Here is a 23,304-nt window from a genome sequence, read left to right as displayed (position 1 = left end):
AACCACATGCCTAACCTATCGATCTACATGTTGACGGGCGTATCCGTCCTGGCAATTGGCCTTGCAAGCGCCATTGCGCAGGACGCCAAGCAAATCGGCATTCCAGACAGCGAATACTCGCTTGAAGCGCTCATCGAAGCGGCCAAAAAGGAAGGGCCGATCACCGTGATCGATGCGACGGGCAAGATCGTGTCGATGGCCGAAAACTTCTCCAAGAAGTACGGCCTCCAGGCCACCGGCGTGAAGATGAGCGGCCAGGAGCAGGAACAGGTCATCGCCCGTGAAGCCGCTGCCGGCAATGTACGCACGGACGTCTTCAACATGAGCAACCTGCCGTCGGTGACGAGCCAGATCCTGCCGCAGGGTTTCGGCATTTCCTGGCTTGCGCCCGATCTCAAGGACAAGATCCCGGCCGAATATCAAAGTCCGGCAATCACCAGCAACAATCCGTGGGTCTTTGCTTACAACACGGACGTCAACGGCGAGACATGCCCGGTCGACAATCTTTGGGCATTGACGACCGAGGAATGGAAGGGCCGGGTCGCCATACCCGATCCGCTGCTGCGCAACGAGACCATGTTCTGGTTCAACCAGCTCGCCGCGCATGGCGATGCGGCAATGCGTGAGGCTTACAAGGCGCAATTCGGCGAAGACCTGAACACCGATGAGGCGAGCGCAACGGCAGAATGGGTCAAGCGTCTTGCCCAGAACAAGCCGAAAGTCACCAAGAGCGACAGCGATGTCGGGCCGATCGTCGGCGCCAAGGAAGAGAAGCCGCCGATCGGCTTCCTGAGTGCGGCCATCTTCCGCGACGCGAAGAAGGACGGCTATGGCATGGGCATCTGCAAGGAAATGAAGCCCTGGATCGGCCAGCTCACCCCGCGCGTCGCGGTCATCGCCGCGGGCACGAAAAGTCCGAATACGGCCAAGCTTTTCGTCCGCTTCATGATGACGGAAGAGGGCATGGCGCCACAGCTCGGCGACGGCAAGATCTCGACCAACACGGACGCAAAAATGCCGGAAGACGAAGCGTCCGGCATCGCTAATGTCGTCGACCGGCTTTACGTGAACCACTCAGAAACGACGCCAGATGATTTCGCCAAGTTGCAGGACTGGCAGGATTTCTGGCTGACCAACTCCCGATAAGCATCATGCCCCACGCCTGGAGGCGTGGGGCATATACAGGGACACTGTCGTTGGAGCCGGCTTGTTCGCGAAGCCTGTGGTGACGCTAAACCTGCTCCGATCCCCTCACAGGGATCCGCGGTTCGCGGCAAAGCGCATCCACTCGGTCGCTACGCCAAGCTTATTGTGCGGGCATATCCCCTAGGTCTTGGCCGAACGCCGCATGATGGTAAGGCTCAGCCATATTGCGGAGACAAGAAAATAAAGTGCCCCAACTCCTGCATAGCCGGCGACCGTGGAAATAGAGGGCTCCTGAGGCATTTGCGCCTGGAAGATGAAGAGCGCGCCAGCCACAGCGGACTGGCCGCCACTCAAAACCATTGCCCATTGACCGCCACTGGTTTTCCAACGCCGGAGAGCCGTCCCAAGCTGCAGCAGGCCTGAGAAAATCGCCCATAGGCCGAAGGCGCCGAGGACCCAGTTCATGCTCATCGTCAGGGCAAGGATCACGGCGATCGTCATAACCAGACTGGCCGTGACGTTTATCGCCTGGCTCCGGTTTGCCGCAAAACCCCCGCTCCGGACCGCATCGACAGCATTCGCGGCGGCATCCCAGGCCGGATAGACGACCAGCAAAGCCGCAGCAACCGCAAACGAGGTCTGTCCGACGGTCAATGCAGCCGTGACCCACAGCACGGAGAACGCCGCTCGCGTAAAGTAATATTGCTTGAGCCATTCGTCATTGATGACCGCGGCATGAGAGGTTCGACCCTTCGACATTTTGTCTTCCACTTGTTCTGTTGATGAAACTGTTCACGCAAGTCCTGTCGAGAGAAAAGACAGGCCCGCCGGATGGGATGCTCTCGTCGCAAGCACTTCGACCGAAAGCGGCTGCCTTGGTCAGAGAGCCTTGAGACTGTCAATTCTCCCTACTAGTTGGTAGTTTTGTTGAGACAGTTTTTGCGGCCCTAGTCCCTCCGGCTTAGTGAGCGGCGATCGGCGTCAGGCGATCGAGCGCAGGTGCAAGTATCGTCGAAAAGATCTTCGGATCCGCATAGGCTCTTGCCGAGAGCATCGCCCCATAAACGGTTGCCAGGAAGGCTTCAGCTTCGACATGCGGCTCACTGGCAAGGGTCAAGGAGCCTTGCTCGACGCCCCGTTTCATGACTTCCGCCAGCCAGGACGAGATGAAGCGAAAGAAGGCCGTGACCTCTGATGCGACTTCCTTTGGGAGAGACGGTAGCTCACTGGCGAGCATTGCACAGACACAATAAGGCCTGCTCGCATCTTCAATGCAGGCGGCCCAATGGCTGGCGTAGATCTTAAGGGTCTCCAGTGCGTTTGGAACATTCCGTTCGAGGGTAGCAACGCTGTCCTGGCCATCCTCCCGATACTGCTTGACCAGTTCACGCACCAGATCGACCTTGCTGGGGAAATGATGGTGGATGCTGGCCTTGCGAATGCCAACCACCTGGGAAATGTCTGCATAGCTAAACCCATTATAACCTCCGCTCATGATGAGAGTGCGGGCGGAGGCCAGGATGTCGTCGGAGGTGGTCGAAAGCTTGCTCATGGCGAAACTTACCTTCTAGTAGGCAGAGCGTCAAGCTCAAATGTCTGCTACCCGATTATCCGTCCGTTGAGACTGTCAGCGCTTTCCATGCGTCCAGTTCATGCTGCAAACGCGCAATCCGCGCCGTCACATGCCTAAGAGCATCGCTGCCAAGAAGAAGCTGCGGCGGAGGATCGTCCGATCCGATGAGAGCAAGCACAGCGGCCGCCAGCTTTTGCGGATCACCCAGCTGCTTTCCGCTCGACGCCTGGCGCGCTTCGCGGATCGGATCGAAAAGGCTGTCGTAATCGGCGATGGACCGCTTGGTCCGGACCATGGAGCGCCCGGCCCAGTCCGTGCGAAAGGAGCCGGGGCAAAGCGTCGTTACATGAACTCCAAAGGGCGCCATTTCTGAACGCATCACTTCGGAGATCCCCTGCAGGGCAAACTTGCTGCCGCAGTAATACGCGATGCCGGGCATGGTGATCATACCGCCCATCGACGTGACATTGATGATAAAGCCGGAGCGGCGCTTGCGGAACCGTGGAAGAAATGCCTTGGCCACAGCGACGGCGCCGAACACGTTCACGTCGAACTGACGGCGCATTTCTTCAAGGGGCGATTCCTCCAGTACGCCTTCGTGACCATACCCGGCATTGTTGATCAGCACGTCGACCGGCCCATATTGGTCTTCCGCTTGCTGAACCACGTCAGGAATGGCGTCGAACTCTGTGACGTCGCAAAGAACCGGGCGCAGCATCGGGAGGGTCTTTGCCAAGCCATCGCGCGCGGCGTCGGAGCGTACAGTCCCGATAACGGTGTGCCCGGCCTCCACTGCAGCAGTTGCGATCGCGAGCCCGAACCCGGAATTTGCCCCCGTGATGAAAAAGGTCTTGTGTGACATTCCTTGAATCCCTTGTCTGTGTACGGCATGACAGATACTATCGGGGACTATTCATTTCGATTGCGTTTTCTCTCAAAATGATGCCAAATCCTATAAAACGAGGACCCCAGACAATTGCCCATGGTCAGTTGGTCACCCTTGCCGGAGATTTGGCTCCCCGCCTCGGATATAACGAGACCTCTCTTCGTCATGTCCGCATTTTGCGCACGGAGACGGTGCTGAATGACATTCCGGTTCTCTACAAGCCTGGGGCGGTGTTCGTCTTGCAGGGAAGCAAGCAGGGGATCCTGGAGGGCGAAATCTACCTCTATGACGAGGACCATTATCTTGCCGTCTCGGTGCCGGTGCCGTTCCGGATGACGTCAAAGGCAAGCCCACAGCGGCCATTGCTTGCCGTCTATGTGGACTTCGACATGCAGATGGCGGCCGAGATCGCTCTGCAGGTGGAGGAACTCGCCGGTCCCGCGAACGCCAAGCCGAGAGGGTTGCTCTCGAGCAGAATGGAAAGCGATATCAAAGAGGTTTTGCATCGCCTGCTCAGAGCGCTTGGCAGCCCCGTCGATGTCGCCGTGCTCGGGCGCTCGATCCTGCGAGAATTGCACTATCGGATCCTGATCGGTCCCCAAGGTGGCGCATCGATCGCCGCCCTTCAGCGGAAAGGGACGTCCGGAAAGCTGATACAAAGTGTGGCGTGGATACGGGAGAATTTCGGTTCCGAGATCGCCATCGCGGATCTTGCTACCAGGGTGGGCATGAGCGTACCGTCCTATCATGTCCATTTCAAAGACCTGACAGGCTCCACCCCCATGCAATATGTGAAAGCCCTGCGGCTGCATGAGGCAAGGCTGATGATCGCCCGCCAGAGCGGGACGATTGCTGATGTGGCTGCATCGGTCGGCTATATCAGCCCCGCCCAATTCAGCCGGGATTTCAAACGGCATTTCGGGCGCACGGCATCAGAAGAGAGCAAATGGGTCCAGCAACATCTCGGCGAACAGGTCTGAACAAATCTAGGATACGGCCCGGCGCAGATTTCTGCCAAGCTCTGAAAATGTTGCGGTCATTCATGCGAAGCCTTGACGTCTCCTTCTCCCGGCGCGACGATCCCTTGCCCAGGTGCAGGAGATGCCGATGGTTGAGACACTTGTTGCATTGCGCAGCGTGCCAGGCACCGAGGCAGCCCTCGGCTGGGCTGGCGGCCACACCGTGGTCGTCGATAGGCCTGACGGAAAGTCAGGGGGCATGGGCCTCGGCTTCAACGGAGCGCAGCTTCTGGGACTTGCACTCGGCGGGTGCTATTGCAATGACTTGCGTTACGCTGCTCACGATCTGGGGCTTGAGGTCGGCGAGATTGCCGTGTCCGTCCGGGTCGAACTGGAAGGTTCGCCCTTGATGGCGACCCGTGCAATCATGTCAGTGACATGCGACATGAAAGACGGTTCCGACGCAAGCGCCGTTATCGATCGCGCCTGGTCGGTCTGCACGGTGGCGAATTCGCTCAGACAAGGCATCAAGATTAGCCTGGAAACGGTCGAGGGTTCAAAACTCGACCAGGATTTGGCGCGTGGTATGAGAGAAAATCGTTCAGTTTGAGGAGCGAAGCCGCCGGTGGATCCGACAGGCATCGAGGCTTCGCGACGCCAAAATGAGCGATTTTCGCCCTATCCCTGCGGGACGCGGCAGCTGTCATCGTCGGGGCTTCCGAACCGGCCGGCCATCCGGCAGATCCTCCATCGCATCTTTTGCCGGCAAGGCTGAACTGTCTTCGGCTCTGAGAGCGAGGTAAGCCGCCATCATCATCAGGGTCATTGCGGCCAGGTCGAGCAGTGAAACCTCTTCTCCCAACCACACCTCGCCCAGAAGCACAGCGACGATTGGTGAGACAAACGCATAGGACCCCGCTTTCGAGGGGCCGATATCCCTGAGAAGCCGCATGAAGATGGTGTATCCGATGAGCGATCCGAAGAGGACAAGGAACCCCCAGGCCAGCCACGGCCCGACCCCCCATCTGCCGTAGACTGCAATCCACGCAGCATCCTCGACGAGAAGCGAGTAGCAAAGCAGGAAAAGCCCTCCGATTGCAGTCGTCGCGCCCGCAATCTGGAATGGCGGGTGCTCTCGCAGCAGCGGCTTCGCCAGCACCGATCCAAGGCCATAGGTAAACGCGGCGGCGGCTATGGCTATGATTCCCCACAGTCGTTGGCCCGCAGTCGCGTCCCCGGTTGCCCGCGACATTGCTTCGGGACCGTACAGCAGGCCGAGACCCATCACGCCCAGGGCGATCGCTCCAGCCTTGGATGGCTGCCAGCGCTCTTCACCCAGCAACAGGGCGAAGCACATGAGCGCTATCGGCGTCAGCGAAAGCTCGAGCACCGCCGCCGTGCCCGAATTGACATATTGCATGCCCCAAAACAGGGGGCCGTAGCATAGCGATATCATCAACAGGCTTATGACAAGCAGTCTCGGCAGCTGAGCCAGGGTGAGGCCCAGGGGCTCTCGCCGAACGGTCCCTATGAGCAGCAGGAGGATGCCCGCGACGGTAAAGCGGCTGCCGGCAAAGAACATAGGCGGCACCGAGTGAATGCCCGCCTTGATTGCGATCCAGGTACTTCCCCATATAAGACAGAGCAGGACGAAATCGAACATACGGGATTTGAACACAGGCCGCATAACTTCCCTCGTAACGGGTAAATGCCGTTTATGTCGTTACTAACAGAGCAAGTGCGGGTTCGTTCCACGGGAGACTGTCATGAGCACGCGCCGGAGCGTGGATACGATGTTGCTAGTCGGCGGAAACGTCGCGCTCGACTTCATCAACACCGTCGATGTCCGCAATGATGGCTTCGGGCCGGACTATCTGCACATCTATCGCGACCTGATCGTCTTTGCCGAACGAACCGGTCTCCTCGATAGCGACGATCTGCAGACGCTCGCCCACGTCGCTCGTGAGCATCCACGCGAAGCTGAGATCGCACTGAGCCGGGCCAAGGCGTTTCGGGAATTGCTCTATCGGCTCTGCCGCGCCGAATTTTCCGGCGAGGCCATCGCGCAAGAAGACCTGGACGCTCTGCATAAAACCGTGCTCAACGCTATGGCGGGCAGAGTTCTGATCGCCACATCTCACCACCTGCACTATCAGTGGAGGTCGGTGGAAGACCTTGATCTGCCCACCCATGCCCTGGCCCTTGCCGCTCATGATCTCCTGCTGGTGAGAGGCGCCAGAAGGCCCATTCAGGAATGTCCCGGTAGACGGTGCGGCTGGGTGTTTCTGGACACCTCGCGGGGCGGCAAACGGCGATGGTGCTCCGATAAGACCTGCGGTACCGCATCGAGAATTTCTAAGTTCCGGGCACATGCTGTAGACTGAGCAGGGCCTCTGGCCAAACAGGTCACTTTGCAACGGCGAGACATGCCGCTATCCTTGTTGGCGAAAAAGAGGAGAGAGCCCGCTGCAGCGTGTGCGTCGTAGTATCGTCATGCTGGTGGTGTCCGTGGTCGTGTCGTCGGCCGCGGTGATGTTTTACGGCACCTCCCTGATGCGCAGCAGTTTCATGGAGGAAGCATCGCTGCAGGCGGGCAGCACTCTACGCCTGGCGGTGGCGGCGCTGGATGGGCACCTCAAGCGCTACGAACCGCTGCCGCGCCTGATCGCAGATCACGAGAATATCGAGGAACTGCTGAGCCAGCCGCAGGATCCGGGCCTTCGGCTCGCGGCAAACCGTTACCTGAAGATGATCAACACCCTCCTGGATTCCTCGGATATCTACGTGATCGACATGACCGGCGATACCATTGCCGCCAGCAATTTCGAGGGTCCGGCGAGCTTTGTCGGGCAGAATTTCAGTTACCGCCCCTATTTCCAGGAGGCAGCCCAGGGCCGGCCGGCGCGGTTCTACGCGCTCGGCACGACATCGGCAAAGCGCGGCTATTATTTCTCCGCCCCGGTGGAAGTCGGCGGCTCGATCCTCGGTGTCATCGTCTTCAAGGTCGACATCGACGTGATTGAGGCGACCTGGCAGGGTGGCGAATACAAGATCTTCGTGTCCGATCCCGAAGGGATCATCTTCATGAGCGGCAATCCGGACTGGCTTTACAAAAGCCTGCTGGCGCTGACCGAGGAGCGGCTGGCCCGCACCACGGCCTCCCGGCGTTATTCCGACGCTCGGCTGGAGGAACTGCCGGTGCGCCGCCACACCCTTGACGGCTACGACCTTATGGATGTCCAGTCCGAGGGAACAAGCCGGGAATACCTGGTCCTGTCGGAATATGTCGAAACGGCAGACTGGACCGTCAATGTGCTGACAGACACGACGTCGGTCCATGCCCAAGCGCGCACCACCGTCATCGCAATCGTTCTGTCGCTCTGCCTTGCCGGCATGGCCCTGGCCGTGGTGCTGCAGCGCAAGGCACGGCGTGACCAGTGGCTGGCCATGGAGATCGAGAGGAAAGCCGAGCTGGAGCGACGGGTCGAGGAACGCACCGCCGATCTTGCCCGCGTGAATTTGCAGCTGCGCCAGACCCAGGCGGACCTCATCCAGGCCGGAAAACTCGCCGGCCTGGGGCAGATGTCGGCGGCCCTGTCCCACGAGTTCAACCAGCCGCTGGCGGCGGTGAAGAACTATGCCGACAGCGCCACACTGCTGATCGAGCGGGGGCGGGCGCCGGAGGCGCGCGACAACCTGGCGCGCATTTCCAGCCTGATCGACCGCATGGCCTCGCTCAGCCGTCACCTGCGCAACTTCGCCCGAAAGCCGAACGAGAAGCTCGGGCCTGTCGCGCTGGCCGATGTCCTCAACGATACACTGGAAATCGTCGCTGCCCGTCTTGCCACCGCGGACGCGTCGCTGACGCTTGATCTGGGCGCAGTGCCGCCGGTCGTCAATGCCGGATCGGTGCGCCTGCAGCAGGTGCTGGTCAACATCATCACCAATGCCGCCGATGCGGTGGAAGGGCTCGATGATCGCGCCATTTCGCTGACTGCGCGAGCCACCGGCGGCCGCGCCGTGATCGAGGTTCGCGACCATGGGCCGGGTGTCCCGCCCGCCATTGCCGAACGCATCTTCGATCCCTTCTTCACCACCAAAGGCCCGGGCAAGGGATTGGGGCTCGGGCTTTCTATCTCCTACAACATCGTCAAGGATTTCGGCGGCGACCTCACCGTGTCGCATCATCCGGAAGGCGGAGCGGTGTTCCGCATCGATCTCGCCCTTGCGGACGCTCTTTCGGAGGCGGCGGAGTGAGCGGGCCCACCGTCCTGCTGATCGACGACGAGGCGGAACTGCGGCGTTCCACCGCGCAGGCGCTGGAACTCGTGGACCTGCCGGTGGAATCTTTTGCCACTGCGGAGGAGGCCCTGACGCGGGTCGGCTACGGTTTCCATGGAGTCGTCGTGTCCGACATCCGCATGCGCGGCATGGACGGCATGACGCTGATGCAGCGCGTGCGCGACATCGATCATGAGATCCCCGTCATCCTCATGACCGGCCACGGGGACGTGCAGCTGGCCGTAAAGGCCATGCGCGAGGGGGCCTATGATTTTCTCGAGAAACCCTTTGCGCTGCAAACACTGGCCGGCGTGATCCGCCGGGCGCTGGACCGGCGCGGTCTGGTCATCGAGAACCGGCGGCTCAGGGCGGTGGCCGGCAAACGGGACGATGTCGAGGCGAGGCTGCCCGGCCGCACGCCGATGATGGTGGACCTGCGCTACCGGCTGCGGACCATCGGCGCATCTGATGCCGATACCTTGATCATCGGCGCGACAGGGGCGGGCAAGGAAGTGGTGGCGCGGGCGCTGCATGACATCAGCAGCCGTGCCGAGCGGCCTTATCTTGCCATCAACTGCGCCGCCTTGCCGGAACAGCTGTTCGAAAGCGAATTGTTCGGACACGAGGCTGGCGCCTTTCCCGGCGCCATCCGTCCGCGGCACGGCAAGCTGGAACATGGCCGCGGCGGCACCATCCTGCTCGACGAGATCGGTTCCATGCCGATGGACCTGCAGGCGAAGTTCCTGCGGGTGCTGCAGGAGCGGACCATCACTCGTCTGGGGTCGAACGAGACCGTCACACTCGACGTTCGCTTCATCGCCACCAGCAAGGTAGACCTGGAGCAGGAGGTGGCATCCGGGCGCTTCCGCGCCGACCTGTTTTACCGGCTGAACGTGGTGACGCTGCATGTGCCCGCGCTTGCGCAGCGGCGGGCCGATATTCCCCTGCTCTTCCTGCACCTCGTCCGCGAAGCCTCCGCCCGCTACGGCCGCGATGATGTCGAGGTGCCGCCAGACATCATTGCGGGTCTGGCGGAACGGGAATGGCCGGGCAATGTGCGAGAATTGCGCAATGCCGCCGACCGCTTCGTGCTGGGCCTCGACATGCGGACGGGAGAAGGGGCGCCGGCGGACGAACCCGACAGCCCGCGCCTGGCCGACCGGGTCGCGGCCTATGAGCGCCGGATCATCGCCGGTGCCATCGCCGCCCATGGCGGAGCGCTCAGGCCCGTCTACGAGCAGCTCGGAATCTCCCGCAAGACGCTCTACGAGAAAATGCAGAAATACGGTCTCGACAAGAAACACGCCCTTGGAGATCTGGACGAGCTCGGCTGACGGAAAAAGTGGGTGGATTTCCACCCAGACCTGATGCAGCTTGGGAAGAAACCTACCCATTTTGCAGCGCAAAATCACGAAATCTTGGTGTTTTCGTGCGGGGTCAGATTGTGCCTTGCATATTTGCAGCGACTATTCAGCCACCAGGTCCGGAACCGAGGAGCAGTCCGGACGTGTTATCATCAGGGAGGAATTCATGTCGCTTTTCAAAACCATACTTGCCACAACCGGCTTGGCCACGGCACTCGTCGCCGGCGCCGCCCTTGCCGAATATCCCGAGCGCAACATCACCATGGTCGTTCCCTTCGCCGCCGGCGGCCCGACGGACACCGTGGCGCGTCTGGTTGCTGAATCGATGTCCAAGGATCTCGGCCAGCAGATCATCGTCGAAAATGTCGGCGGAGCCGGCGGCACGCTGGGTGCCGGCCGGGTGGCGAGCGCCGAGGCCGACGGTTACACTATCCTGCTGCACCACATCGGCATGGCGACCAGCGCCACGCTTTACCGCAAGCTCGCTTACGACACGCTGAACGCCTTCGAATATGTTGGCCTCGTCACCGAAGTGCCGATGACGATCGTGGCGCGCAAGGATCTGGAGCCGACCGATCTCAAGGGCCTCATCGAGTACGTCAAGGCCAACAAGGACAAGGTTACGGTGGCCAATGCCGGCATCGGCGCCGCGTCGCATCTGTGCGGCATGCTGTTCATGAGCGCCATCGAAACGCCCCTGGTCACCGTTCCGTACAAGGGAACCGGTCCTGCCATGACGGACCTGCTGGGCGGCCAGGTCGACATCATGTGCGACCAGACCACCAACACCACCAAACAGATCCAGGGCGGCACGATCAAGGCCTATGCGGTCACCTCGCCGAAGCGCCTGGATATCTTCCCTGACCTGCCGACAGCCGTTGAAGGCGGCCTGCAGGGCTTCGAGGTCGGAATCTGGCACGGCGTCTATGCGCCCAAGGGAACGCCGTCGGCGGCGGTTGAGAAGCTTTCGGCCTCGCTGAAGAAAGCGCTGAAGGACCAGAACGTGGGAGCCCGGTTCGCAGAGCTTGGCACACTGCCGTCACCGGAGGCAGACGCCACCCCGGCTGCGCTGAAGGCCAAGCTCGAAAGCGAAATCGCCCGCTGGAAGCCGGTGATCGAGGGTGCCGGCCAATACGCCGACTAAGCCCATCCGATCCGCCCATGCAGAACTTCCCCGGCCCTTCGCCGGGGAGGTTTTTTGCGCCGGCCATCGGCCGCTGCCCTGCCCTTGATCGGGCGTGGCAATCTGCGGGCCGAGCTTTTTCCAAGGGACAAAAATGGCATCCTTCAGCATAGACAAAACCAACGCGCTGTGCGGCGGCGCGTTCATCGGATTGGGGCTCTTCTTTACCGTCCAGTCGCTTTCGCTCGATCTGGGAACAGCGCTGCGCATGGGCCCGGGCTATTTTCCACTCGTGCTTTCCGTCATCCTCATCCTGCTCGGCCTTGTGATCCTCGTCCAGGCGTTTCGAGAGCAGGGCGAGCCGATCGGACGGCTGGCCTGGAGGGGCATGCTGTTCATCCTGCCCGCGCCGGTGCTGTTCGGTCTCACCGTGCGCGGCCTGGGCTTCGTTCCCGCGCTGTTCATCGCCTCCTTCATCGCCTCTTTCGCCTCGCAGCGCATGCGTCCGCTCGGCGCCGTGGCGCTGTCCATCGCCATCACGGTGTTCTCGGTTCTGGTCTTCAGCTACGCGCTGGGGCTGCCGTTCGAGCGCTTTGGCCCCTGGACCCGTTTGTGAGGATCGATCATGGAACTCTTCAATAATCTCGCATTGGGGTTTTACACCGCAGGCTCGATCGAGAACCTGTTCTTCTGCCTGATCGGTGTGTTGCTCGGAACGCTGATCGGCGTTCTGCCCGGGATCGGCGCAACGGCGACGATCGCGATGCTGCTGCCGATCACCTTCCAGCTTGAGCCGGTGTCCTCCCTCATCATGCTGGCCGGGATCTATTACGGCGCTCAATATGGTGGTTCCACCACCGCTATCCTGATCAACATGCCCGGCGAATCCTCGTCCGCCGTCACCGCGATCGACGGCTACCAGATGGCCCGCAAGGGCCGTGCGGGCGCCGCCCTTGCAATCGCCGCGCTCGGCTCCTTCTTCGCCGGCACAGTCTCGACATTCCTCGTGGCGATCTTCGCCCCGCCGCTGACGGCGATTGCGCTGGAGTTCGGCGCGGCGGAGTACTTCTCGCTGATGGTGGTTGGCCTGGTCTCCTCCATCGCACTGGCTCATGGGTCGATCGTCAAGGCGCTGGCAATGGTGGCGCTCGGCCTGCTGCTCGGCCTCGTCGGCACCGATATCTATACCGGAACGCCGCGCTTTACCCTCGGCATCCGCGAATATGCGGACGGTCTGAACTTCGTGGCGCTGGCGGTCGGCGTGTTCGGCATTGCCGAAATCCTGCGCAACCTCGAAGGCGAGTTCAGCCGTTCGGTGCTGATCAAGAAGGTCTCGGGTCTCATGCCCACGCGTGACGACTTCCGCCAGATGGTCGGGCCGGTCCTGCGCGGAACCGCGATCGGATCCGCGCTCGGCATCCTGCCCGGCGGCGGCGCCATTCTTGCGGCCTTTGCCTCCTATACGGTCGAGAAGAAGCTCTCCCCGCATCCGGAGGAATTCGGGCAAGGGGCGATCGCGGGTGTGGCCGGCCCTGAATCTGCCAACAATGCCGGGGCCCAGACATCGTTCATTCCGCTGCTGACGCTGGGCATCCCCGCCAATCCGGTAATGGCGCTGATGGTGGGGGCCATGATCATTCAAGGCATCGTGCCCGGACCGAATGTCGCGACCGAGCAGCCGGCGCTGTTCTGGGGCATCATCGCCTCCATGTGGATCGGCAATCTGATGCTGGTGGTGCTGAACCTGCCGCTGATCGGCATGTGGGTGAAGCTCTTGACGGTGCCCTATTATGTGCTGTTCCCGACGATCATGGCCTTCTGCTCGATCGGGGTCTACAGCGTCAACAGCAATCTCTATGACCTTTACGCGGTCGCCTTCTTCGGCCTGGTCGGCTACCTGCTGGTCAAGCTGCGCTGCGAACCAGCACCTCTGCTCTTGGGCTTCGTGCTGGGACCACTGCTGGAGGAAAACCTCCGCAGGGCCATGATCCTTTCCCGCGGCGACCCTACGACATTCCTCACCCGGCCCATCAGCGCCACGCTGCTCCTGATCGCGCTTGCCGTGCTGATCGTCGTGTTCCTGCCGAACGTGAAGGCGAAACGCGAGGCGGTCTTCCAGGAAGAGGATTGAACCAGGCGCCCCTTGCGACAACGCTGCGCCACCACAAAGGGCGCAGCGTCATGCCGAAGACGATCTGGTCGTTGTCAATGCGGAGATCTTCACCAGCATGCGCGGGCAGGCTGAAGCGTCTCCGCAGCCACTTTCCACCCGATGAAGCAGGATGGCCAAACGCCCGTCTGCACCGTGTCGTCGCCGTCTGCCTTACCCGCCCCCCGGGCAAGGGCCTGCCAAGAAGCTCCGTGTGCTGACGCATATACTTATTGCATGATCCGATTGCAGCTCTTAGGGGCGCGCCGGACCCTGCGGCGCAAGATGCTCCGAGAAGAACCCGGCCAGCCTTGCGACTGCAGGGCCGACATATTCCGGTTTATAGTACATGTCGTAGTGGCCGGCGCCTTCGACTTCGAGAAAGTGCTTGGCCTTCGAAGGAGAGAGGTCGAACAGACGCCTGCCCGCTTCGTACTGCCCTGTCGTCCCGCGGCGTCCGCCAACGATGACCTGCAGCGGCTGGGTCAGCAGATCGGGGACCAGGCCGAATGCGTCAAACCCCAACAGGCTGCCATAGCTGACGAACAGCAATCGGTTCGTCGAATTCGGATGTCGATACGCGGACTCCCGATAGAAGGTGACGGCCTCTAGCAGTTCGGGATCGGTGATACCTGCAGCCTCGGCGTCCGCAAGACTGTCAGGGATCCACGGATCTCTCCGCGGCGCGGCGCCGCGGGCCTGTGCGGTGCGCTCAACAGCGACGTCCAGGAGCGTCTGACGAAAATCGGGAAGCAGGCGGCGCATCGCCTCGCCGATGTCATTGGCGACAACCGTTCCCACCGCCTTGAAGCGCGGTTCTGTCAGGGCCGCCTTGATTGCATAGCCGCCACCTGCGCAGATCCCCAGAAGTCCGATCCGCGCATCGTCGACGTAAGGTAGCGTCGTCAAATGATCGACCGCGCAATGAATGTCTTCAACACGAACGGCTGGATCTTCGAGATCGCGCGGCTCACCGCTGCTCTCGCCCTGGTATGACGGGTCGAACGTCAGCGCAATGAAGCCGTATGTGGCGAGCCTCTCGGCGTAAATCGCGCCAATCTGTTCCTTCACGCTACTGCCGGGCGTCGCAAGGACGATCGCAGGATATGCAGTCGCCTCGTCGAATTCCGGCGGCAGGTGGATATTGCCGACGACCTCGATATGTCTGTTCCTGAACGTAACCCGCGTGATCATACGGCACTCCTTTTTCCTTTGTTCATGGCCTCATCACGACCCGCCCGAGGGGTTTGGCGGACTCGGCGTAATGATGCGCCTGGGCAGCGTCTTCAAGAGCGAAGGATCGGTCAATCACGACGTCGATCCTTCCGGCTGCGGCGGCGGCAAGGAGATCATCGACGGTTCCGTGCACTGAAGGCCGTTCAAGGATGGATCCCATGAAAACCCCGTGAAGCGTCTGATTGTTCTGCATCGGCCGCCATAGATCAACATCAAGCTTTCCACCGCCCGCATTGCCAAGGAAGACGAGGCGTCCTTCCGGTGCGAGCGCCGAAAGGGAAGCTTGCAATGTGGAGCCGACTGGATCGATGACCAGATCGACGCCTTTCCCGTCGGTCAATCGGCGCACTTCTTCTCCGACATCGCGCTTAAGACGGTCGACGACGAAGGCGGCACCAAGTTCACTCAGTCGAGCCTGTCTTTCGCTGCCGCTCGCCACGGCAATCACCGTCGCTCCCGCCTGTCCGGCCAGTTGCACTGCCGCGAGCCCCACGCCTCCAGCAGCAGCGTGAATGAGAACGGTTTCGCCCTTCTGCACATTACCCCGGGTGATCACGCTGTGGTAAGCCGAGCCGAACGAGATGGGCAATACGGCAGCCCGGGCGATATCCAGGCCCGAAGGCACCAACCAGGTTCGTGAAGCAGCGACGGACCAGAGTTCAGCATGCGATCCCTGCATGCTGAAGGCAGCGACCTTGTCGCCGACGGCACGCGTCGTTACGTCCTGCCCGACGCTCAGCACCGTACCGGCCGCCGCGTAGCCGACCACCCACCGGTTGGGCTGCGAAGTCGATCTGCGATTGATCAGATCCCCGCCTTCAATCGAGATCGCTTCCACCTTTATCAGGACTTCGTCCGGCCCGCAGGCCGGATCAGGCACGTCGGCGTAAACCAGCACGGATGGTGGTCCCGGATTGTCGTAGACGGCGGCTTTCATCTTCAATCCATTCTCCAACGATGATCACGACAAACATGTAGGAGGTTCGCGGCTCTGAAAAAGGGAGCCCATATGTCGACGCCATGTTGCTCAACGTGCAACGGGCGGCCGAGGCAGCAACCGCTGTTCCTCTTCCCGAAACAGGCTGTCGCACTCTTTGCCACTTCAAGCCGCGTGATCGTGCCACGAGATAGGCACGGACGTCCTGTCGGGCACATCCGCAGATCGCTCGACCTCACGACTGACGACGACAGAAGGAACCAACGCATATGATTAACTTAAGTGGAAAGCGCGCTTTGGTCACCGGCGGCTCGCGCGGGATCGGCGCAGCCATTGCCGAAGCGCTTGCGGAAAATGGCGCCGATGTGGCGTTCACCTATCAACGCGCGAGCGAGAAGGCTGCGGCGGTTGCCCGATCGATCGAAGCGCGCGGCCGGCGATCCGTTGCCATTCAGGCTGACAGCGCCGACCCGCAGGCCATCGCTCGCGCTGTCGAAGACGCCGTGGCTGCCCTGGGCGGGCTCGACATCCTCGTCAACAGCGCAGCCATCGGCCATTCCGGGACCATCGTCGATCTGGACCTCGACGCATATCAGGCCCTCATGGACGTCAATGTGCGCGCGCCCGTGTTGTATGCAAAGGCGGTCATCCCGCATTTGCGAGACGGGGGACGTATCATCACGATCGGTTCCGCACTTGGCGAGCGCGTGCCCTTTCCGGGCATAACGCCGTACGCCATGTCGAAAGCGGCACTGACGTCCTTCACACGCGGGCTTTCCCGCGAACTGGGACCGACAGGCATCACCGTGAACCTCGTCCAGCCTGGAGCAACGGACACGGATTCCAACCCAGCAGACGGCGCGGCTGCAGACTTCCAGCGAAACCTGACGTCGCTCGGGCGCTATGGCGAGCCGAAGGAGATCGCGAATGCCGTGGTATTCCTGGCAAGCCCCGCGGCGAGCGTGATCACGGGCGCGACCCTCACCGCGGACGGCGGCGCGATCGCGTAAGCCACAATCTGCTCAAGCATGGCCTTTGACGAAGAAGGGCCATGCTTTTCAACGAGGCCGGACAAGAGACAGCGAGAGAGAAGCGGCCAGGAAACCTGCCGCCTCGGCCTGGACCATCGCCGAGGCCGGTGTGCAACACCGCGCCAAGATGGCGCTCGTTTTTGCTCATATCGCATCGAAATCCGAAGATCCGATCCGCATCATCTCTCATCGAAGCGCTCTCAACGCGTTGAGAATAACCGCGACGTCGATCACTTCCTGCGTCAACGCCCCCTGAACCGGCGGCAGATAGCCGAGGCTGGCAAAAGCCATGGCACACAGCGAAAGTCCGAGACCCGCCACGACACTTTGGAGGGCAATCGCACGGCTGCGGCGCGCAACGGCCATAGCCTTCACCAGTGGCGCAAGTTCATCCACCAGCAGGACCACACCGGCCGCTTCAGAGGACGAAGCCGTTCCGTGCGCGCCCATTGCAACGCCGACATCGGCAGCAGCCAGCGCCGGGGCATCGTTGACGCCATCCCCCACCATCATGACCGGGCCATTGGCGATCTCGTTGCGCACAGCGGCAACCTTTGCATCCGGCGAGAGATCGCCCAGCACGAGATCGAATCCAAGTTGCTTGCCCACTTTCGCGGCGATGTCGCTGCGGTCCCCGGAGGCCAGCACCAGCCGCCGGACCCCTGCCCGCCGCAATTCGTCCAACATCGGCTTCGCGTCGAAACGGACCTGATCCTGTAGCACGATGATGCCTGCCATCGTGCCATCAATGCCAACTGCCACAGTCATCGCAGCCGGATCAACTTCCTGCAGCAGATCATCCGCTCGCATAGTGCCGCTCCTAGCCGCGACGAAACCGTTCCCGCCAACAACAATCTGATGACCTTCCACAAGTCCCTCGATTCCCGTTCCGGGTGTCTCCACCACCGCATCCGGGACGGACAGGAACAGCCCACCGGCCTGCGCAGCCTTGATCAGGGCCGCGGCAACGACATGTCCCGACGCCTGATCGAGACTGGCAGCGAATTTGAGGATATCCGTTTCTGCAAATCCGGCGCGCGTCCGGATCTCGGTGATCACTGCCTGCCCGTGCGTGACTGTCCCGGTTTTGTCCAGGATCACGGTTTGCACCCGTGACAGCGCCTCGAGAACACCGCCGCCCTTGACCAGAACTCCCATGCGGGCGGTGCGCGACATTCCGGAGATCAGCGCGACCGGAACGGCGAGGATCAGCGGACAGGGGGTAGCGACAACAAGCACGGAAAGGACGCGGATCGTGTCCTGCGTGAGAAACCACGTGATCGCGGCGATCGCAACCGTCAGCGCCAGAAAGCCGATCGCATACCGATCAGCCATGCGCACCATCGGCGCCTTGCCGGATTGGGCCGCCTCGACCAGGCGCACGATGCCCGCATACGTGCTCTCGGCAGCCGGGCGGATCGCCACAAGCTCGAAGGCAGCGCCGGCAGAGACTGAACCACTCAACGCCTCGCCGCCTTTTAGGATGGTTTGCGGAAGAGATTCGCCCGTGAGCGCTGACAGGTCGAGCACGGCGACATCGCTGACCACGCGACCATCGACTGGCAGCACATCTCCCTGGCGAATGAGAAGCCGGTCCCCCGGTTGGATATCGGCGATTGGCACCTGTTGCAGGGCGTCACCATCAAACCGCATCGCGGTTTGCGCGACGCGGCCCATCAGCGCCGTCATTTCCCTCTTTGCGCGACCCTGCGCAAAATCCTCGAGAAGCTGCCCGCCCGCATACATCATTGCCACGACATTTGCCGCCAGCGGTTCTCCAAACGCCAAAGCTGCGGACATCGAAAGGGCGGCAACGATATCAAGCCCGATATCGCCCTTTCGCAGAGAGATGACGATCTGAACAAACAGACCGAGCAGGACAGGTGCAGTTGCTACGGACCAGATCCAGGCGGCCTCCACTGGCCGGGCAGACCAGGAAAGCGAGCCACCGGCCAACAAACCCGTTGCAGCAAACCCGATGAATATTCGGGACTGCTGGCGTTGGAGGATTTCTCCGATATGAAGTGTCATGGCCTCCGCAAGCTCCTGGAGCGGCGTGGCCTCCTTCGGGCCTCCCTTTGCACCTCCCTTTGCACCCTACCGCCTTTTGCCGCCGGTCGACTTGATTCTGATCAGAATGTCGTCGCCGCGACCCGGGCCATACTGGCACTGCGAGTTACCACGGCTGCTCTCCTCGGCAAGTCGCGCTATCGGATACTTCGCATCAAGTATGACATGTCGCCCCCATCGGCTTCGTTCATCGCCGCCAGGATCCCATCCTGATGATCCGCGGTCAGGGAGAAACGCGTCGCGATGCGAAACTTGGCCTCCAGTTCTGCCGACGACAGAGGATCACTTGCCTCCCCTTTCGGAGCGATGACATCCGAAACGAAATTCCGTCCGTTTACCGTCACCGTGACTCGAGCCAATGTTTCGGCAGGAAACCGCGCATCGAAATCCGTGTTCACTGACAGCGTAACCTTTCGCGCCAGATCGATGACTGCGCTTTGCCCCAGGACTGCCGGTGTCGGCGGCAGGAGCGCCTGAGATCCGTGAAGGGTCGCAAGCGCGATGCAGTACGGGATACTGTATTGCACATCGACAAGATTTGTCGGGTTAACCCGGTTCGAGATGCGCATTGCACCGCTGGTGCTCTCGACCTCGATCTTGTCGATGGCCTGCGGATTGATCGGATGCCGGCTTAGAAGCTGACGCATGGCGTCAAGCGGGGCATGGATGTGACGGCAACAGGCATAGAGTTTGAAATAGGTGTTGCAGACATGCGGATTGACGCCCATCCGGAGATCCTGGCAGAACCGGTAATGGCGCGTGCTGTCGAGGATATTTCGCGGTCCCGTATGTCCCGCTTCGGCGAGGCTCAAGGCGACCAGTCCCGTGACCACCGACCACGCTATGCCTTCCTTCACATCGCTGCCTTCGGGAGCCGGATTTCGGGGCGCCGGCGCGCTGGCGAACAACTGGTTGGGTGAGCTTTCGCCGGCAATCGCCAGGGCATGCGCCAGTATCTCGGGTGCGGTACGGCGCAGAACGGCTGCCGTGGCGACAACGGCATAGGATGACCAGGTCCCGGTATTGCCGTAAGTGGTGCGAGCGGCACCAACTGTAACACCGACCTCGTAGCCTATGATGATCGCGTGCACGATATCGTCCAGCGAGGCTCCGGTCTCAACCGCGACGGCAAGCGCCGCGGGGATGACAGCCGCTCCCGGATGACCGCGCGCCAGCCGGTGCCCGTCGTCCAGGTCCAGCGCTGCAGCCGCCGCACTGTTTGCCCAGGCCGCGCCGACGACCGAACTGGTCGTACCGGAAAACCAGATCGGCACATCACCGGCCGCCATCGTTGTCAAAGCCGTCTTTCGAGCCGCCAGCACGCCGGGTTGGTTGATCCCCGAGGCGGCGGCGCCGAGGAGATCGAGAACGCATCTCAAAGCGGCCTGGCGGGGACGTTCCCCCACCGGCTCCTGCCGGGCCGTATCGACGTAGGATACGATACGCGCCAGGATACTGTCTTGACGGAAACCGTCACTCACCTCGTCAAATGTCCCGCTCATTGGGATGCAGCGTCTTTTCGAACGCCCTCAGACAAGGAACCCACAGGATAACCTTCCACGACCAGCCACCGGAGCCGGTCGATGTCCAACGGGCCGAGCTCCCCGAGAATATCGTTCACCGCGGCAAAATCGCGCCCGTAGCATGCTTCGAGCAGCTCAACCCCGCTTTCGTGCAGCCGCGCGCTTGCTCCGGAGAGTCGCGCGAGATGCAGCATCGGTACGAGACCGAAGGGCACGTCTTCGAGGACATAGCGTGTGTTGATATTTTTCGGTCCTTGCGGGTCTTTGCCACTGGCTGCCAGATTAGCGTAGATCTCCGTCACCGAGTCTCCCGAAACACCGTGCGACAGGGCCGAATGATCGAATATGGTGCGCACCGTCTTGCCGAATGCCGACGCGATGGCGATCCGCTCCTGGTCCAAACGCTCCAACAGCCTCGCAACGGCAGGTGTCATATTGGAATTCTGACCCCAGGTTTCTCCCCGCTCGATCCGGGTCAGATTGCAGAGTGCGATACCCATGTGGTTCTGGGGATTGAGATTGCTGAGTGCGATCGTCAGCAGGTCGTCCTTGAGCAGGAACCTGTCGCCGAAAACCTCGGTACACACCTTGCAGGCATCATCGGCGCTGCGAACGGGTATGACGGCCATATCGACCTTCGAGCGGATTGCGCCTACTCTCACATTCAGTCTTGATTGCGCCTTGGCGGTCAGCAGCGTTGTGTTCCAGACAGCGATCGGGATCCGAAGTCCGCGCTTGCTCAGCCTCTTCGCAAGATAGAGCGCGGCGAATGAAAGATGCGCACTGATGACGACGGTATGGCGGCTTTCCAGATGGTCTGCGAGTTCGTCCAGAACGGCCCGATAGCCGTAGGCGGGCAAGGCCAGGACGATGACATCGCACTTCGCCAGATCCGCGGCGCCCTCAGCCACGTGAGGGCGGAACGATCCTTCGATGGCTCCGGACACCTGCAGCTCCTTGCCTTCGCGAAGCTCCCGCGTGCCATCTCCCGAAGGAGACCAGAGCCATGCCGCATGCCCATTCGCAAAGAGAAATGCAGCATATCCCATGGCAATGGCGCCGGCTCCGGCAATACCTACACGCATCGTGAACTTCCTTTTCATCTGCTGGCAGTACGGCCGAAGCGGGCTTTCGATCACCAGCCCGATCAAGCGTGTTCATCGTGTGCCCAAGACTTCAATCGACCCGATAAAGATGACCAGGCGAGACTTCGCGATACTGCCGTACCGCCGGCTGATATCCCACGGGCCGGACAGGGCTCTTCAGTTCATCGACGACCATGTTGCGTTTGATCCTGCGCCGAGCCGGGTCGGGCACCGGCACGGCCGCCATCAATTTCCTGGTGTAATCGTGCTGGGGGTTGTCGAAGACCGCCGCACGCGGGCCGATCTCGACAATCTCGCCGAGATACATGACTGCGACGCGGTGGCTGACACGTTCCACGACCGCCATATCATGGCTGATGAACAGAAATGCGAGGTTCAGGCTCTGCTGGAGATCCAGAAGCAGATTGCAGACCTGGGCCTTGATCGAGACATCCAGTGCCGACACCGCCTCGTCTGCAACGATCACCTTCGGGTCGAGCATCAGGGCGCGCGCAATCGCAATGCGCTGGCGCTGCCCGCCTGAAAATTCGTGCGGGAAGCGTGTCATCATATCGGCTGACAGGCCCACTTTTTCCAGAAGCATCGCAGCTTTGTCGCGGGCCTCGCTCTTCTTTCCGAGACGGTGCTGGAGAAAGGGCTCCATGATTGCGGCACCGATGCTCATGCGTGGATTGAGCGACGCATAAGGGTCCTGGAAGATCATCTGGATGGATCGGCGCATTGCCCGAAGCGCCGATGGATTGAGCTTCATGACGTCCTGGCCGTCGATCGTGACCCTGCCGCCGGTTGGCGTGATGAGCCGCGTGACCGAACGCCCGGTCGTCGATTTGCCGCAGCCTGATTCCCCCACGATCGACAGCGTCTCGCCTTCGAAGAGATCGAACGAGACATTCTCGACCGCGTGGACAGCTCCCGATTTTCGACCGAACGTGCCAGACCGGATGTAGAACCGCGTGGTCAGGTCCTTGACCTGAAGGATCGGTCTCTTGGTGCGTGCAACAGTGTCCGATACCTCTGCCAAGGGAACCTGCTGGCCGGTCGTCATATCAACGGCGGGAAAGCGCAGCGGCAGGTCGCGTCCACCCATCGAACCCAGCTTCGGTACCGCCGACAGCAGGGCGCGCGTATAGGGATGTTGACCACGATGGAAGATGTCTTCGGTCTTGCCGGCCTCGACCGCATCGCCGCGATACATCACGATGGTGCGATCGGCGACCTCGGCCACCACGCCCATATCGTGGGTGATGAAGAGCACTGCCATGCCCTCCTCATCCTGAAGCGTCTTAATCAGATCGAGGATCTGGCCCTGGATCGTCACGTCGAGCGCCGTGGTCGGCTCGTCGGCGATCAGCACCTTGGGCCTCGATGCGAGTGCCATGGCAATCATGACGCGCTGACGCATGCCCCCGGAGAACTGATGTGGATAGTCGTCGAAACGGCTTCCCGCGTTTGGAATGCGAACCTTCTCGAGCAGCCGGATAGCCTCCGCCTTTGCCGCGGCCTCGCTAATGTCAGTGTGGACGGTGAGCGCCTCGGCAATCTGCTTTCCCACCGAAAAGATCGGGTTGAGCGAGGTCATCGGCTCCTGGAAGATCATCGAAATGTCATTGCCGCGAACGCGGCGCATTTCCTCTTCCGGCAGCAAAAGCAGATCGCAACCATTGAGGATGACCTGTCCGTTGATCCGGCTCGATTCCGCCGCCAGCAGTCGCATGATCGAGAGCGAGGTCACGCTCTTGCCGGATCCGGACTCGCCGACGATCGCCACCGTCTCCCGTGCGGCAAGATCGAATGAGATGTTGCGGACCACATTCTTCCATCCGTCGCCGCTCCTGAAGGACGTGTTCAGGTTGCGGACAGACAGGACCGGTTCGTCGGCCGGTGCGGTGAACCCTGTTTCCTGGCCGGAACGATGCATCT

The 23,304-nt window shown here is 61.3% G+C and carries 20 protein-coding genes; 10 read left to right on the top strand and 10 right to left on the bottom strand.

Annotated features, from left to right (window positions below; all coding sequences use genetic code 11):
• Window positions 1-6 precede the first annotated feature (6 nt).
• Window positions 7-1,146 carry an ABC transporter substrate-binding protein gene (locus QTJ18_RS01650; protein ID WP_252752359.1) on the top strand — a complete coding sequence of 380 codons (1,140 nt, stop codon included), beginning with the start codon at window positions 7-9 and terminating at the stop codon, window positions 1,144-1,146.
• Between the two features lie 180 nt (window positions 1,147-1,326).
• Here QTJ18_RS01650 and QTJ18_RS01645 read toward each other — a convergent pair whose 3' ends face one another.
• From QTJ18_RS01645 to QTJ18_RS01635, 3 genes are all read right to left on the bottom strand, one after another.
• A complete protein-coding gene (locus tag QTJ18_RS01645; protein ID WP_252752360.1) occupies window positions 1,327-1,905 on the bottom strand; it encodes a DUF308 domain-containing protein in 579 nt (192 codons plus the stop codon).
• Window positions 1,906-2,107: 202 nt separating this feature from the next.
• Window positions 2,108-2,698, bottom strand: coding sequence for a TetR/AcrR family transcriptional regulator (locus QTJ18_RS01640; protein ID WP_252752361.1), 591 nt, complete (start codon window positions 2,696-2,698; stop codon window positions 2,108-2,110).
• Window positions 2,699-2,753: 55 nt separating this feature from the next.
• A complete protein-coding gene (locus QTJ18_RS01635; RefSeq protein ID WP_252752362.1) occupies window positions 2,754-3,581 on the bottom strand; it encodes an oxidoreductase in 828 nt (275 codons plus the stop codon).
• A 77-nt stretch (window positions 3,582-3,658) separates the two neighbouring features.
• Between QTJ18_RS01635 and QTJ18_RS01630 the strand changes: the two genes are divergently transcribed.
• Both QTJ18_RS01630 and QTJ18_RS01625 read left to right on the top strand, forming a co-directional pair.
• Window positions 3,659-4,585, top strand: coding sequence for an AraC family transcriptional regulator (locus QTJ18_RS01630; protein ID WP_252752435.1), 927 nt, complete (start codon window positions 3,659-3,661; stop codon window positions 4,583-4,585).
• A 127-nt stretch (window positions 4,586-4,712) separates the two neighbouring features.
• Window positions 4,713-5,174 carry an OsmC family protein gene (locus QTJ18_RS01625; protein ID WP_252752363.1) on the top strand — a complete coding sequence of 154 codons (462 nt, stop codon included), beginning with the start codon at window positions 4,713-4,715 and terminating at the stop codon, window positions 5,172-5,174.
• A 93-nt stretch (window positions 5,175-5,267) separates the two neighbouring features.
• On the opposite strand, the gene QTJ18_RS01620 is transcribed toward QTJ18_RS01625, so the two are convergent.
• A complete protein-coding gene (locus QTJ18_RS01620) occupies window positions 5,268-6,251 on the bottom strand; it encodes a DMT family transporter (protein ID WP_252752364.1) in 984 nt (327 codons plus the stop codon).
• Between the two features lie 79 nt (window positions 6,252-6,330).
• Between QTJ18_RS01620 and QTJ18_RS01615 the strand changes: the two genes are divergently transcribed.
• The 6 genes from QTJ18_RS01615 (at window position 6,331) to QTJ18_RS01590 (ending at window position 13,463) form a co-directional block, all read left to right on the top strand.
• Window positions 6,331-6,948 (top strand): CGNR zinc finger domain-containing protein, encoded by a 618-nt coding sequence (locus QTJ18_RS01615; protein WP_252752365.1) that lies wholly within the window; start codon window positions 6,331-6,333, stop codon window positions 6,946-6,948.
• Between the two features lie 109 nt (window positions 6,949-7,057).
• The gene (locus tag QTJ18_RS01610) at window positions 7,058-8,821 is read left to right on the top strand and encodes a sensor histidine kinase (protein WP_252752436.1); all 1,764 of its coding nucleotides are present in this window, start codon (window positions 7,058-7,060) and stop codon (window positions 8,819-8,821) included.
• A complete protein-coding gene (locus tag QTJ18_RS01605; protein ID WP_252752366.1) occupies window positions 8,818-10,179 on the top strand; it encodes a sigma-54-dependent transcriptional regulator in 1,362 nt (453 codons plus the stop codon). The genes QTJ18_RS01610 and QTJ18_RS01605 overlap by 4 nt, the downstream gene beginning before the upstream one ends.
• Before the next feature lie 196 nt (window positions 10,180-10,375).
• Window positions 10,376-11,353, top strand: a complete 978-nt coding sequence (locus QTJ18_RS01600) for a tripartite tricarboxylate transporter substrate-binding protein (protein WP_252752367.1) — start codon at window positions 10,376-10,378, stop codon at window positions 11,351-11,353.
• A 133-nt stretch (window positions 11,354-11,486) separates the two neighbouring features.
• Entirely contained in the window at window positions 11,487-11,948 is a 462-nt protein-coding gene (locus QTJ18_RS01595; protein WP_252752368.1) for a tripartite tricarboxylate transporter TctB family protein, read from the top strand.
• 9 nt (window positions 11,949-11,957) lie between these two features.
• Window positions 11,958-13,463: a tripartite tricarboxylate transporter permease gene (locus QTJ18_RS01590; RefSeq protein WP_252752369.1), complete on the top strand. Its 1,506-nt coding sequence runs from the start codon at window positions 11,958-11,960 to the stop codon at window positions 13,461-13,463.
• Window positions 13,464-13,736: 273 nt separating this feature from the next.
• Here QTJ18_RS01590 and QTJ18_RS01585 read toward each other — a convergent pair whose 3' ends face one another.
• Both QTJ18_RS01585 and QTJ18_RS01580 read right to left on the bottom strand, forming a co-directional pair.
• Window positions 13,737-14,675 (bottom strand): alpha/beta hydrolase, encoded by a 939-nt coding sequence (locus QTJ18_RS01585; RefSeq protein WP_252752370.1) that lies wholly within the window; start codon window positions 14,673-14,675, stop codon window positions 13,737-13,739.
• Between the two features lie 22 nt (window positions 14,676-14,697).
• A complete protein-coding gene (locus tag QTJ18_RS01580; RefSeq protein WP_252752437.1) occupies window positions 14,698-15,654 on the bottom strand; it encodes a quinone oxidoreductase family protein in 957 nt (318 codons plus the stop codon).
• Window positions 15,655-15,923: 269 nt separating this feature from the next.
• On the opposite strand from QTJ18_RS01580, the gene QTJ18_RS01575 reads away from it, so the two are divergent.
• A complete protein-coding gene (locus tag QTJ18_RS01575) occupies window positions 15,924-16,664 on the top strand; it encodes an SDR family NAD(P)-dependent oxidoreductase (protein WP_252752371.1) in 741 nt (246 codons plus the stop codon).
• Between the two features lie 207 nt (window positions 16,665-16,871).
• On the opposite strand, the gene QTJ18_RS01570 is transcribed toward QTJ18_RS01575, so the two are convergent.
• From QTJ18_RS01570 to QTJ18_RS01555, 4 genes are all read right to left on the bottom strand, one after another.
• On the bottom strand, window positions 16,872-18,716 hold the full coding sequence (locus QTJ18_RS01570; protein ID WP_252752372.1) for a heavy metal translocating P-type ATPase: 1,845 nt from the start codon (window positions 18,714-18,716) through the stop codon (window positions 16,872-16,874).
• Window positions 18,717-18,892: 176 nt separating this feature from the next.
• A complete protein-coding gene (locus QTJ18_RS01565; RefSeq protein ID WP_252752373.1) occupies window positions 18,893-20,257 on the bottom strand; it encodes an MmgE/PrpD family protein in 1,365 nt (454 codons plus the stop codon).
• Window positions 20,254-21,429: an NAD/NADP octopine/nopaline dehydrogenase family protein gene (locus QTJ18_RS01560; RefSeq protein ID WP_252752374.1), complete on the bottom strand. Its 1,176-nt coding sequence runs from the start codon at window positions 21,427-21,429 to the stop codon at window positions 20,254-20,256. Before QTJ18_RS01560 ends, QTJ18_RS01565 begins: the two co-directional genes overlap by 4 nt.
• A gap of 25 nt (window positions 21,430-21,454) precedes the next feature.
• Window positions 21,455-23,302: an ABC transporter ATP-binding protein gene (locus QTJ18_RS01555; RefSeq protein WP_252752438.1), complete on the bottom strand. Its 1,848-nt coding sequence runs from the start codon at window positions 23,300-23,302 to the stop codon at window positions 21,455-21,457.
• Window positions 23,303-23,304: the final 2 nt, after the last annotated feature.

It is taken from the genome of Rhizobium sp. SSA_523, assembly GCF_030435705.1.
In the GTDB taxonomy this organism is placed as follows: Bacteria; Pseudomonadota; Alphaproteobacteria; order Rhizobiales; family Rhizobiaceae; genus Neorhizobium.
The sequence above is the reverse complement of the archived record's forward strand: the minus strand, read 5'-3'. Positions and strand labels throughout refer to the sequence as shown.

Bases quoted from the DNA above. Each gene is read 5' to 3' on its own strand.
- QTJ18_RS01595 (WP_252752368.1), top strand. From the start codon at position 11,487: ATGGCATCCTTCAGCATAGACAAAACCAACGCGCTGTGCGGCGGCGCG.
- QTJ18_RS01575 (WP_252752371.1), top strand. From the start codon at position 15,924: ATGATTAACTTAAGTGGAAAGCGCGCTTTGGTCACCGGCGGCTCGCGC.
- QTJ18_RS01555 (WP_252752438.1), bottom strand. From the start codon at position 23,302: ATGCATCGTTCCGGCCAGGAAACAGGGTTCACCGCACCGGCCGACGAA.
- QTJ18_RS01635 (WP_252752362.1), bottom strand. From the start codon at position 3,581: ATGTCACACAAGACCTTTTTCATCACGGGGGCAAATTCCGGGTTCGGG.
- QTJ18_RS01645 (WP_252752360.1), bottom strand. From the start codon at position 1,905: ATGTCGAAGGGTCGAACCTCTCATGCCGCGGTCATCAATGACGAATGG.
- QTJ18_RS01580 (WP_252752437.1), bottom strand. From the start codon at position 15,654: ATGAAAGCCGCCGTCTACGACAATCCGGGACCACCATCCGTGCTGGTT.
- QTJ18_RS01565 (WP_252752373.1), bottom strand. From the start codon at position 20,257: ATGAGCGGGACATTTGACGAGGTGAGTGACGGTTTCCGTCAAGACAGT.
- QTJ18_RS01640 (WP_252752361.1), bottom strand. From the start codon at position 2,698: ATGAGCAAGCTTTCGACCACCTCCGACGACATCCTGGCCTCCGCCCGC.
- QTJ18_RS01610 (WP_252752436.1), top strand. From the start codon at position 7,058: ATGCTGGTGGTGTCCGTGGTCGTGTCGTCGGCCGCGGTGATGTTTTAC.
- QTJ18_RS01650 (WP_252752359.1), top strand. From the start codon at position 7: ATGCCTAACCTATCGATCTACATGTTGACGGGCGTATCCGTCCTGGCA.
- QTJ18_RS01570 (WP_252752372.1), bottom strand. From the start codon at position 18,716: ATGACACTTCATATCGGAGAAATCCTCCAACGCCAGCAGTCCCGAATA.
- QTJ18_RS01630 (WP_252752435.1), top strand. From the start codon at position 3,659: ATGATGCCAAATCCTATAAAACGAGGACCCCAGACAATTGCCCATGGT.
- QTJ18_RS01585 (WP_252752370.1), bottom strand. From the start codon at position 14,675: ATGATCACGCGGGTTACGTTCAGGAACAGACATATCGAGGTCGTCGGC.
- QTJ18_RS01615 (WP_252752365.1), top strand. From the start codon at position 6,331: ATGAGCACGCGCCGGAGCGTGGATACGATGTTGCTAGTCGGCGGAAAC.
- QTJ18_RS01625 (WP_252752363.1), top strand. From the start codon at position 4,713: ATGGTTGAGACACTTGTTGCATTGCGCAGCGTGCCAGGCACCGAGGCA.
- QTJ18_RS01590 (WP_252752369.1), top strand. From the start codon at position 11,958: ATGGAACTCTTCAATAATCTCGCATTGGGGTTTTACACCGCAGGCTCG.
- QTJ18_RS01600 (WP_252752367.1), top strand. From the start codon at position 10,376: ATGTCGCTTTTCAAAACCATACTTGCCACAACCGGCTTGGCCACGGCA.
- QTJ18_RS01620 (WP_252752364.1), bottom strand. From the start codon at position 6,251: ATGCGGCCTGTGTTCAAATCCCGTATGTTCGATTTCGTCCTGCTCTGT.